Origin of the sequence: Paenibacillus tundrae, from assembly GCF_036884255.1 — a bacterium.
GTDB lineage: Bacteria > Bacillota > Bacilli > Paenibacillales > Paenibacillaceae > Paenibacillus.
The window spans coordinates 3,745,985-3,758,113 of record NZ_CP145605.1; the positions used below are offsets into that span (position 1 = coordinate 3,745,985).

General features: G+C 44.9%; 8 protein-coding genes. 2 read left to right on the forward strand and 6 right to left on the reverse strand.

Annotated elements, in window-relative coordinates; genetic code table 11:
* Nucleotides 1-11: 11 nt before the first annotated feature.
* Entirely contained in the window at nucleotides 12-1,370 is a 1,359-nt protein-coding gene (locus V6W81_RS16755) for an extracellular solute-binding protein (RefSeq protein WP_338539817.1), read from the reverse strand.
* A 273-nt stretch (nucleotides 1,371-1,643) separates the two neighbouring features.
* On the opposite strand from V6W81_RS16755, the gene V6W81_RS16760 reads away from it, so the two are divergent.
* Entirely contained in the window at nucleotides 1,644-2,408 is a 765-nt protein-coding gene (locus V6W81_RS16760; protein ID WP_338539818.1) for a helix-turn-helix domain-containing protein, read from the forward strand.
* A gap of 160 nt (nucleotides 2,409-2,568) precedes the next feature.
* Here V6W81_RS16760 and V6W81_RS16765 read toward each other — a convergent pair whose 3' ends face one another.
* The 5 genes from V6W81_RS16765 to V6W81_RS16785 all read right to left on the reverse strand — a co-directional run bounded on the left by V6W81_RS16765 (nucleotide 2,569) and on the right by V6W81_RS16785 (nucleotide 10,948).
* Nucleotides 2,569-4,203 carry a response regulator gene (locus V6W81_RS16765; RefSeq protein WP_338539819.1) on the reverse strand — a complete coding sequence of 545 codons (1,635 nt, stop codon included), beginning with the start codon at nucleotides 4,201-4,203 and terminating at the stop codon, nucleotides 2,569-2,571.
* Entirely contained in the window at nucleotides 4,188-5,954 is a 1,767-nt protein-coding gene (locus V6W81_RS16770; protein ID WP_430700887.1) for a sensor histidine kinase, read from the reverse strand. The genes V6W81_RS16765 and V6W81_RS16770 overlap by 16 nt, the downstream gene beginning before the upstream one ends.
* Nucleotides 5,955-5,978: 24 nt before the next feature.
* Nucleotides 5,979-7,688 carry an extracellular solute-binding protein gene (locus V6W81_RS16775; protein ID WP_338539821.1) on the reverse strand — a complete coding sequence of 570 codons (1,710 nt, stop codon included), beginning with the start codon at nucleotides 7,686-7,688 and terminating at the stop codon, nucleotides 5,979-5,981.
* Between the two features lie 148 nt (nucleotides 7,689-7,836).
* The gene (locus V6W81_RS16780; protein ID WP_338539822.1) at nucleotides 7,837-9,369 is read right to left on the reverse strand and encodes a glycoside hydrolase family 43 protein; all 1,533 of its coding nucleotides are present in this window, start codon (nucleotides 9,367-9,369) and stop codon (nucleotides 7,837-7,839) included.
* A 61-nt stretch (nucleotides 9,370-9,430) separates the two neighbouring features.
* Nucleotides 9,431-10,948 (reverse strand): glycoside hydrolase family 43 protein, encoded by a 1,518-nt coding sequence (locus V6W81_RS16785; RefSeq protein WP_338539823.1) that lies wholly within the window; start codon nucleotides 10,946-10,948, stop codon nucleotides 9,431-9,433.
* Nucleotides 10,949-11,145: 197 nt separating this feature from the next.
* Here V6W81_RS16785 and V6W81_RS16790 point away from each other — a divergent pair, with 197 nt between their 5' ends.
* Complete coding sequence (locus V6W81_RS16790; RefSeq protein ID WP_338539824.1) at nucleotides 11,146-12,030, forward strand: AraC family transcriptional regulator; 885 nt, start codon at nucleotides 11,146-11,148, stop codon at nucleotides 12,028-12,030.
* The last annotated feature ends 99 nt before the right edge of the window (nucleotides 12,031-12,129 follow it).

Below are 12,129 nucleotides of genomic sequence, written 5' to 3' on the forward strand. Positions count from 1 at the left end.
AATAGCGAAGTTTATTGGTATACCTCATCAATTGCGGCTTGAAATGGTGCTTTGTATTTCTCGATCAGGGTCGATACCGATACGCCTTCCTTCAGCTCGGCGTCGAAATCCCAGAAAGGCAGGGAAGGGAACGTATTATGATCCAAAACTAACATGCCCTCTGCCACCGTTCTGGCATTGTTGATGTCGGCTTCATCTGCCAAATTTGTTTCTAACGAAGATTGTTCTGGATAATCATAGACCGAATCAATTTCATTGATTTTTTCCCAGATATACATTAGTTGCTCGGGATTCTCCACCGCTTTAGGAATCGTTAGTGCTTGGTAACGTGATTCACCGGAATGATAAGCTGACGCACTCGGTCCTTTCGGAAATGGCACAAAGCCGATGTCATAATCCTGCATGTCTGTCATAATGCCGCTAACCTCGTACATTGCACCTGAATACATCAACGTATTACCTTGACGGAAAAACGTTGCTGGCTCCGTCCAATCGCCGCCTTCCGTCGCTCTGCCAACCTTCTCTGTGGCAAGTTTAGAGAGGAAGTTCAGTGCCTCTTTTGTTTTCGGATCTTCCAGGTTCTGTTTATCCTCTTTCGTCAAGGATGCTTCGTTCGAGTAGAGGATCGGTTCAAGCAGACCCGTCTGTGCTAATCCCCATGTATCCAGCTTACCGTCGTTATTGCGGTCCTGATTCGCCTGCTTAGCAACGCTAATGAACGTATCCCAGTTCCACTCATCGGCATCAACATACTCCTGTAACGGCTTTAAGCCGAGCTCCTGCATTAATGTGCGGTTATAGAATATTCCATTGATGAACGAAGACTTATCTTCAGTAAATCCATAACCCTTACCTTCGTATTGCATATATTCCTTGGTCGTTTTCTGATTAAATACCTTGTCGTTTTTGATATAATCATCCACCGGCCATAACAGATCTTGTTTGGTCAACGCTGGAATCGCATAGTTTTTTCCTAACCTCACTAGATCACCAAGCGGTTCGCCCGCCATCAGAGAAGCGACCACTTTTTCTTGATATTCTCCAAAATCAATCGAGACGTATTCAATCTCGAAGTTATGCTTTTTCTTCAATGCTTCTAGATTTTCAATGCGCTGAATGTTATCCGGATTGCTATCTGTAATTTCCATGTCCCACCAGGCAACAACTTTGATCGTTCTGCCGCCCATGTCAAAATCCATCTCTGGTGTGGATAATTCATTCTTCGGCTCTGCTTCGCTTGTTTGTTCCTCTTGCTCTTGTGGTGCGGGTGTTTCCGGCTCAGGCTGAGCCGTAGGTGCGGAACTACATGCAGCAATCAGTAACATCAGTGCACATACCAAACTCAATAGCATAAACTTGTTTTTTCTCATCGTCTTCCCCCCTAATGTCGTTTGCTCTCAAAGTGTATCGCTCATATGAAAGCGCAAACAACCTGCCAAAATACAGGTATTTACCCCGATGGACTATAGAACACCTGACTTTTTAGCCAATATCGAAGTGTTACGCCTTCAAATGGTAAAGAAATGCACCATCTGCAAAAATATGGACATTGTATGCGCTTTCTTTTCTTCTCATAATGAAGGTAAGCCTTATTTCAGTGGAACTATCGGTTGAAAATTCAGGAGAAGGTGAGGTTTTGCTTCATGTACAACATATTACTTGTGGATTATAGTCGTCGTTTGTGCAGAGAGCTGGAACACCTATTACAGCACAACAAATCAGACTATACGATTGGGGATTGCGTCTTTGACTCAGCAGCTGCTTTGACCGCTATGTCTAAACAGGACTTTACTGTCGTTGTCATATATACAGAGCGGTATGATTCCGCGGGGTTGTGGCTATGTCATCACATTCGAAAAACAAGCGAAATCCCTATCCTTCTTATTGGTGGGAGGGATCACTTCAAGCTTGTACGCAAGGCGTTAATATATCAGGTGAATGATTACTTGCCTTCTCCTCTCATTACATCCGCTCTGCTCTGTAGTCTGCATGAACTTCGTACGAAGCTGGAACCAGAGCCAATGAAGAAAACAGCAGCTCTCACACCGCCCATTCAAATTAATGGCAAAGCGATAGACTCTAATCATGTGATTCGAATTGTCAAAGCGTATGTAAGGGATCATCTGAGTGATGAGATTACACTAAAAAAAATATCGGATATGCTGCATTTTAACTGTGCGTATCTCGGACAGAAGTTTAAGCTTGAAGAGAAGATGTCCTTCAATGATTACATGCTGCAGCAGCGGATGGAAAAAGCAAAACAGCTTCTCTTATCCACGGATCTGCGAATTTACGAAATTGCTGTTGGTGTAGGCTATAAGGATATCGACTGGTTCTACAAAAAGTTCAAAGCTTATACGGGATCAAGCCCCAATGCATATCGAAGGCAAAAAATCCACACCGCGTAGGCATGGATTGTCCGGATCTATATGCACATAATTGAAGTTAATAGATTGGCATCCCCCTACCCACGAGACGCTAGCTCTCCTCTCAGCCAGCGTCTCGTGGGTATTCTATATCCTGCTTATCATGATTAATAATTTGTATAGCTGTTACTCATTATCACATCTAGCGCACTAACAGTGATTCACGGTATTCCTGGGGCGTCATCCCCGTCAGCTTCTTAAAGAGGCGGGTAAAGGAATGAGCAGCTTCATAACCAACCTGTAGTGCCACCTCGCGCACCATTAGATCCGACTTATGCAATAACTCCTTCGCTTTACGAATACGGCAGTCGTCGATATACTCTGACAGATTGATCCCCATCTCTTGTTTGAAAAGTCTGGACAGATAGGATGGGTTAAAATGATTCAGTTCTGCCAATCTCACTAGCGAGAGATCCTTCTCTAAATTGTCCTTGATATAACGACCCAACGATTGGATTACCAGGTTCGTTCGTTCCTCTTCTGATGATCGCTTGAAATGAACCAATTCATCCGCAGTGCGGTACAGAGACTGCACAGCATCTTTCATGCAGGCATAATCGCCGAGTTGCAGCAAGCTTCGCTGGTCAGCAGTACCCTGTTGAAGCCCCCACCGATTGCACGTCGAGTACAGCAACAGCGCCAGATGATAGTAGGTCTCCATCGCTCGTTCCATCGTCATATCCTGAAGCATTAGCTCACCTACAAGCTCTTCGAATATGTCATAAAAGGATTGAAATCGTCCGGTTTCCAAATATCCTGACATGACGTCTATGCGGCTTGATATTCGAACCGGATCTTTCGCAGCCCCAGCAGTGAAAACTTCGTAATTATCGGTCAACACCATGGATACCCCATCGCCAATCTTCATCCACTGCAGCAATCTTAGCCGTTCATATTGCTTAGAAATCTGAGACCAAGCACATGCACGCCCACTTAATGTAAACGCGATGGACATTTCAAGAGAAGCGAAGCAAGCTTCCTGTACGAGTTCCAACGTACCCTCAATATAGCTAGTAAACGGATTGGGTGCGTGTCCCTTCTCTTTTATGGGCTGGAGCAGCCAGATGATATCACCATAATGATCCGATACGCTAACATACGTTGCTTGTTCACTTAATAACGTAGAGCCAATAATACGGACGGAATCCTGAACCTGTCTGAGATTCGTTCCAGCATCTAGCGGTGTGTTAATTCGACCAAGCACTAGATATACCGGAGCGTCCGCCTGCAATTCGATGCTTCTCTTAGTCAGTTCAGTTTGCATTTCAGACATCTCAGATAGAGAGAATGGAGCAGAGTTACAGTCCTGGAGCAATTGGCGTACATACTCCTCCTGCTGGAACACAGCCAGCTGAATATGCAGTTCACGTGACCGTTCCAGCCCTTCAAGCATGTGGTGACTCTGCCTGATTTCTTCCATCACCTGTTCCACAATGGTTAGCACTTTGTCGTAGCCTTCCGTTTTGAGCAAATAACGTACATTGGGCATTTGCAGCGCTTTGTACGCATAATCAAAATCGCTGTGTCCTGTCAGAAAAATAATGCGACATTGCGGCCAATGAGTCTGAATCTCTTGAGTGAGTTCCAGCCCGCTCATGCCTGGCATACGGATGTCTGTCAGCACAATATCGATTCTACTCCGCCGCATCCAGTTCAATGCTTCTAAGGCCGAATAGGCTTTGCATACGTCAAGTTGATCTGGCATATGCCTGGAAAATGTTTCATACAGACTGTCTGTAATGATTTCCTCATCATCCACAATCAGAAGTCGATACATTCCTTTTCCCCCTCTTTCCATTGGATTCGAATCGTAACTTTCAAGCCCTGTAACTCGCTACGGGATAGAAACAGACCGCTTTCTTCCCCATAAGTCAGAACTAGACGTCTGTGAATATTCGTTAATCCGGTCATTTCGTCCGCACCGGCCTCGTTGCGAATTCGTGCTTGAAGCAGCATGATATCTTTATGTTGCAACTCCCTCCCATTGTCCTCCACGATGATCTCGGCATACGTAGCTTCCATATGAAATCGAACGCGTAAGAGCCCCATACTTGTATTTCTCTCAAGACTATGTTCGTAAGCATTCTCAATAATCGGTTGTATGATCAGTCTGGGTACCTGTATATGTTCCATGCCAGATGGCACTTGCCCGAACTCCATCTTAATTCGTCTAGAGAATCGTAATTGCTGAATATCGGTATATATTCGTGAATGCTCGACCTCCTCTTTTAATGGTACATAATCAGTGCCGTTGCGGGTGATGAAGCGAAAGTATTCACCAAGCATATTCGTAAACTGCTCGATCCGCTCCGTTTCTCCTGTTCTGGCAAGTGAGTTTAGAATGAAGAAGCTATTGTACAGAAAATGAGGATTAATCTGAGATTGGAGTTGCTTCAATTCAGCACGCTGCATCATCATTGTTTTTTTGAAATCACGGTCAATCAGTTGCTGTAGATTTTCAATCATGTGGTTGAAGCGGGCATACAAAAATCCAAATTCATCTGTGCGATGATGGATGATCGGAATATCGAGCACGCCTCCCTCCATTTTCTTGAACCTCTTGACCAATAACAGTAACGGGATGTGTATCAACCTATAACTGGAGTAGAGAAAAGCTGCGACCGCAATAAAGGATGTTATTGCAAATATCCAGGCCCACTGATTGAACCTACTGAGTGGTTTGGTTACGATTTTCTCAGGCAGATACGTAGCCACGGATAACCCTAACTTATCGATGTGAAGCTGATTCACATGATACATAATGCCGTCCACCTTCTTGCGATAGTTACCCTGCAGGTTCTTCTGACTGTACTCACGGTAACTGGCTAGAATGACGTCTCTCTGGTACTGATCCGAGATGGCGTGTCCTGTTCTATCCTCGATCAGCAGTGTGGCACTCTCTGGGTAGAGATTAAGCTCTGTTAATTCATGTTGAAATTGAGATGTATCTAGCTCCACCTGGATCACGAATAGAGGAGGCTCACCTCTTTTTCCCGTTAGCCTTACAGCACTTAGGTTCAAGGTATCGTCCTTTACAGTAAATCGAGAGTCCTCTTCAGGTAATGCCAAGCTAAAGTAATCAAAGGAATCCTTATCCAATTCATCAATGCCTTGTGTAGCCGAAATGCTCTTGTTGACTAATGGGATATGTACATAAACATTCTTAATATACGAACTGCTGTTTTTGAAGGCAGCCAGTCGTTCGGTTAAATAACCTAATGTTTCGCGTCGATCGACCTGCTCCATCATGTCCCAGAGGATCGCAAGACGATTCAATTTACGATCCTCTGCGATATCAAACTGCTGCAATTCCAACCATTCAATCTCCCTGCTCAGCTCTGTTGCATATTGACTCAATCGCCTATCCGTGGACAGGGAGATTTCCTGGCTTGCTGTATCGTAGCTCCAGTGGTACAAATACACACCCAGAAGAATCAGCGGCAATACAAAGATCAGATACGTCATAATTAATCGTACAAAAATACTGTTGAGCCACGACTTGGCAGGTATCTTCAACAATACGTTCACCTCCTGATATGAAGGTTGAAGAAATCACCTGTTGGCGCGTGATAAGGGAGACGGCTGGTGATTCATTGCGGTATTCATTTTGAACCACGCATTCACCTCCGATGTGATTTCATCCCCACCCAGCTTGCGCCAATTCTGAACGAATTGATCGAACTCTTCTATGGGGGAGCCGAGAATAATATTCATGTAAGCCTCAAGTTGTAGATCACGAAGAATGGTTTGCCGATCAATCATTGTGTCGGTGATTCCGCCGGTGAATTCGTCATTCAACAGCTGTCCATTTTGATCATAGGTATCCGCAATGCTGAAGGCACCTGTCGGACCATACGTTTGTTTCCAACCCCATCCGCTCTTCAAGCCTTCTGATTCATATGCAACAATTCGTTTATGGATCGCAAGCGCTTCGTTCTCCAAGCTCGAGAAATCTCCGGTCTCTCTGGCGTCGCGAATCTGACGATAGGCATCCATATTTTTGGTGCCGGGAAAAGGCGTTACTGGGGATAGCATCCATACAGCCCGTGAATCGTCATTGTAATACGTTTCATATTCGGCTTCCTCACCCCAATTTTTGTCCAGATGCATGTTCATAAGCTTGACGACAATCTCTGGATAAGCAAAGCCTTTTTTTACTGCAAAGTACTGTCCTGTATTGGAACGAAGTGGTACCAAAAGAGCACGGTTAGACTCAGCAACAATAGGATAAGCCTGCCACTGAGCATGTGGATCTGTATCACGAGTAGTCTGTAGCATAAATGGAGCCCACTGTTCACCATAGAGCATGCCAATCTGCCCGTCCTGAACTAAGCGGTACGCCTTATTTCCGTTTTTGTACGAAAAATCTGGATCAATCTGGCCTTCGAGATACAACCTCTGCAATACCTCCAGCACTGTTCTCACTTCAGGTTGTATGCCACCATACGTAAGATCGCCATTCTCATCTTTGATCCATATATTGGGGTAAGCTCCGTAACCCGCCATGAATCCTGTAGCGCCCATTACGGGATCCCATAAATAGCTAGTTAAGGCTAATCCATACGTATCCTGTATGCCATTTCCGTTAGGATCTTGCGCTGTAAACGCTTTCGATATGTGAAGTACATCTTCCATCGTTTCAGGCGGCTGTAGACCTAGCCTTTCCAACCAATCCGTTCTGATCCATAGATATTGCGCTGTTTCAATGGAAGAAGAGGATTCCGGAATTGCCATTAGGTTACCGTCAATCGTGGCAGCATCGAACGCTCCCCTTCCCTCCGCTTCTAATATTTTTTTTGTTAATGGAGAAGCGTGTGTTCGGTATACTTCAGTCAGATCTTCAATCAATCCAGCGTTGCTTAATTGCCTGAGCTGATATGGATTCACTTTGACTACATCCGGGAAACGACCTGCCGCAAGGGATACCCCCATTTTTTGATGATATACATCACCAGTAGCAATCCAATCATAGTGAATCTGAATGCCAAGTTCTTGTTCATATAAGCGAGTCCAACGATTGTTGGTAAGGGTCTCATCAGGCAACTGATCAATCATCCGCTGTATGTCTTCTCCGGTTTCCCTTACAAAAGAGACTTTAATGGGTGGGTCATACTTCCCTAACACCGTTGAAGATCGTTGCTGTTGTCCGTCAGACGAGGAATGTAATTGTCCAGAATTCCCTTGTGTATGGCCAGCGGGAATGCACACAGCAAGAACGATGATAAAGGTCCATCTAGATCTGTACAGCCATCTTTTATTCACGACGACATGCCCCCAGTTCGATTGGAATGAACACATTCATTTTTCTATTATCTGGAATCTCCATCATTGTACAACATCTTGCATGGCAGGAGTAACGAAAAAGCCGCCATTTGGCGACTTTTATACGTGTGCATCGTACATAGTTTGATTACTTGATATGATAATTGAAATTTGAAAAATCAGCTGCGCCCCCGATCATTTCCGTGGAGTACAGAAACAGACCGATACGGCAACCCATGAAATGATCTAGCTTATAGAACATCCGGTGAGTGATGCCGAGACTCTTCCACGCTGTACCGTCCCAATAGCCAAACGAACACTCATCCTGGTTATCTACAAAATTCCCTGTCGCTTGTAGTGTAATCAACGGGCCATCTATAGGAATCCGCGCATGCTCTGTCGCTGGCTCTTCATCAATCAGATTACCAAATATGCTCGAATCTTCGCTCTCTCTTGCCTGCATAACAAGGTAATACTGGCCTTCCTTTTTCGTGAGTGCAATCAGACCATACGTGCCGATCAGGAAGCATAAACCAGCATAATCTCCATCATTCAAACCACTGCCATCTAGCGTAACCGTTGCTTCACAAGTCGGCCCCATCGAACGCTGAGTTAGTGTATTTACGGCGAAGGTCAGATTCGGGCTAAGTTGACCCGTTCGGATTCGATAAACTCCCGGCACTTCTGTGACTGACCAGAGCTCGTCGTGCGGTGTGTGATTCCACTGCCAAAAGTCTTGAAGACGCACCTTGCCGTCTTCCTGTACGGTGTACTCAAAGCAGTCACTCCCAACAAGTGGTCTATACGCATACCCCGGCCTTGTGCTCGCAATATCGATGGATTTGGGGGCTTCATTCGCAAATACCGGAATCCCCTGCTTGAATTGCAGAGGCACCAGCACAGGAATTCGCCCGACTGCTCCATGATCCTGAAATAACATGGCATACCAATCTCCGTTCGGCGTATCGACAATACCTCCTTGAGCTACACCTAAATTGAAATATCCCATGTCATCGTTAAACACTTCCCCGCCTACAAATTCACTATCCAAGGCGTCGGCCATATAAAATGCCTGTGTCCTCCGTCCTGCTGCCTTGGTCATATGAATGAGGAAAACGTAATACTTGCCCTGGATTTTGTAGAAATGGGCACCTTCATAACCAAGATAGTACGGTTGATTGTCTTTTACAATAATCCGTTGTATACCGCCGGGCTTTGGCCCAGAGAGGTCTGCGCTTAACTCGGTCAAATGAATCTCGGCATTACCATGCACTAGATAGACTCGTTCATCCTCATCAAAGAATAGGGAGCAATCATGATAAAATCCTTCCACAATTTGCTTCTTCCAAGGACCTTCTATCGTTCGTGATGTGTACAAATACGTCTTACGCGTATCATTAGCGACAAAGATAACATAAAACACGCCTTGATGATGCCGTAGAGACGCTGCCCACATGCCTTTACCATAAATTTGTTGACCATTCTCTAATCGCTGGGCAGGAGTGTTATCCAGCGTGTCGTACACATGCGTGGCTACTTCCCAATGAATCAGATCATACGACCGCAGGATAACGCAACCTGGCATCATATGCATGGTTGTGCTGACCATATAGTACGTATCCTCTACCCGGATGACATCAATATCTGGGTAATCAGCCCAGATAATTGGATTAGAATACATGCTTTGTGTTCACCTCATTCTGATTCCTGCGTATATAAACACAGGTTACGTTCTATTCTTATTAAACTCTCTCGAACTTCCATTCTTGCAATAGGACAGCACTCGAGTGATCCGAAGATGCTTGAAGGACGATATACAGATCATGATTCCCTTGCGAACCAGTAATTGCAGTTGACTGCTCATTCCATTGATCGGCTTCACTCGTTGACGGAATAGCAATCTTACCCACGATTGGCCCGTCTTCACGATCAAGTCGCAGTTCGAGCGTAGCTGCTTCTCCTTGGTTAGAGAGCAACGCTGTAAAACCAGACGCACCATCTTCCCCAAAATTCACATTCGAGATCGCAATCCAGCTCCCCCCATGCAGTTTACTTACAACCACATCAGATGCTGAAGTTAGCCCATGATCGGCGCTAGTTAATTGCAACGTGTTCACCCCTGCGCTCCAGCCAATTGTTGCCCCACTAATGGCTTGATATGGATCGAAGGAGTGAAGCTGACTTACACCTTGATAATCCGCCTGGATTGCCTTCAATCTACCCGTCGTTTCTTCGTATTGAATATGATTGATATGCGTTGAACGATAACCTTCTGGAATATCCATCGCTTGGCAGAGCGTCTGAGCATGGTAGGCGATGTACCATTTCTCCGCTAATTGAAAAATGGCATGATGATTGTTGCCGCCAATCCCGAAGAAATGACCTGGATTTTGAAGAATTGTGCCTTGATACGTCCAAGGCCCCATGGGCTGAGTACTCGTCATATAGGCAATCTCACCCGGTGGCGGATCACTCTCTGCACGATCAACTTCATGAAAATTAGAGCAATACGTATAGTAGTAGATATGTTGATGTTTATGTATCCCTGAATCCTCGAACATAAAAGGAGCTGGAATGACCTTAGCTTTACCAGTCACGCTGATCATGTCATCTCCCAATCGCATTACACGGGCTGTATCAGGTCTTTCTGATTTCCCTTCAGGCACTCCGCCTCCAAAATATAGATACGCTTGATGATCTTCATCAACCAGCACAGCCGGATCGAAGAGCCAGGTAACATCTTCTACCCCTGGGGTTTCTCTTGTCACGAGTGCTTTCCCTATAGGATCTATCCAAGGCCCAACAGGTGTTGGTGCAGACAATACACCTATACCGCTAGCGTTATTGGCGAAATAAAGAAAGAAGCAATCTTGCCCGTCTAGCCTCCGATGGGCGGCCGCCGGAGCCCAAGACTGCGAAGCCCATGTTGCTGCGCCTTGAGGGCCTGCAACTCTGATCTCACCATGATCAGTCCAGTTGATCAGATCCTCTGACGAGATCACTGTAATCCGGTTAATCGAACTATAACTGTTTTTCTGGGGTATCCCGTCCGAGTCATACTCGAGTTTGTCACTAGTCATATAGATATACACTCGATTATTGAACACCAGCGCATAAGGATCAGCTCCAAATTTATGCGCCATTAACGGATTAGCATTCGGACGAAGCTTGCCGATTTCCTTTGGTTGAAGTTCAGGTTGGACAGGTTCAACCGTGCCTTCCTTCTGCTCGCCAGCATGTGGAGTAACATGATGATTCATTTCATTCATTCCCCCTCGGATGGTTTGATCATGGCAGCTCTAAGTCATTCGATATACATTAGATTCGAATCGTATATTAGTAAGCGTTTGCAACAAAAACAGCTTTGTGATAGGATGATTACATTTTAAGGTAAGCTGAGTACAATTTCATTGCTTAATCTGCTCTATTTATTGCGTGAAATGACGGGAGGTACGCTATGAACGGATCCTCTGAATATTTTTACGATCCCATTCAACCTGAGCTTCTGTATCAGCATCGAGTGACGACCTATAAACTGGAAACGATCTATCATCGACATAATGCCTATGAAATTTATCTCTTCCTTCGTGGCAATGTTCATTTCTATGTAGAAAATCGCTGTTACCATATGGAGCGGGGGGATCTGCTCGTTATGTCACCTCAGGAGATGCACCGTGCTTTTATTTTGGATGAAACGGAGTATGAACGGATTACGATTAATCTTAAGAAAACATATCTACATCAGCTATCTACACCATCGACTAATTTATCATCCTGCTTCGATTATCGACCCAAGGGAAAAGGAAACATGATTCATCTGGACGAAGATCGTCTGCAGCAGTTGTTGCAATGGACAGAACAAATTGAAGAATTACGTGCTTCCGATGCTTATGGTACAGATATCAAACTGAATGCAGCAACTGCTCAATTGCTGATTATGCTGAATGTATGGTTTCACAACAATTCGTTTGTGCCTCACGACATCATGCCAGAGCTGGTACGTAACACCATGGAGTATATTGAAGAGCATATCACGCAAGACATTACGCTAGGTAAACTTGCCGAAGAGTTCTATATGAACAGCACTTCCATCAGTCGCCAGTTTAAAAAGCACACCGGACTAACTCTCCGCTCCTACATTCTAGGTCGGCGTATTGAGCTTGCCAAATTCCACCTCTCTGAAGGGATGAGCATTACAGATACGTGCTTTCAATCGGGCTTTAGTGATTACGCCAATTTTATTCGGAGTTTTACCAAATTAGTTGGCATCTCTCCAGGCAAATATATTAAGAAACGACGAGATACGTTCAAGTCTGCTGTGAGTTCTTCATCCAATATGTAAATGGCTGCAATCTTGTACGAAACGAGCTGTCGCCTGCGAGGTTTGCGAAGTGGTATGTAGAATAGCCCAAAAACATCGAGTCAAGTATCTGAACTCGAT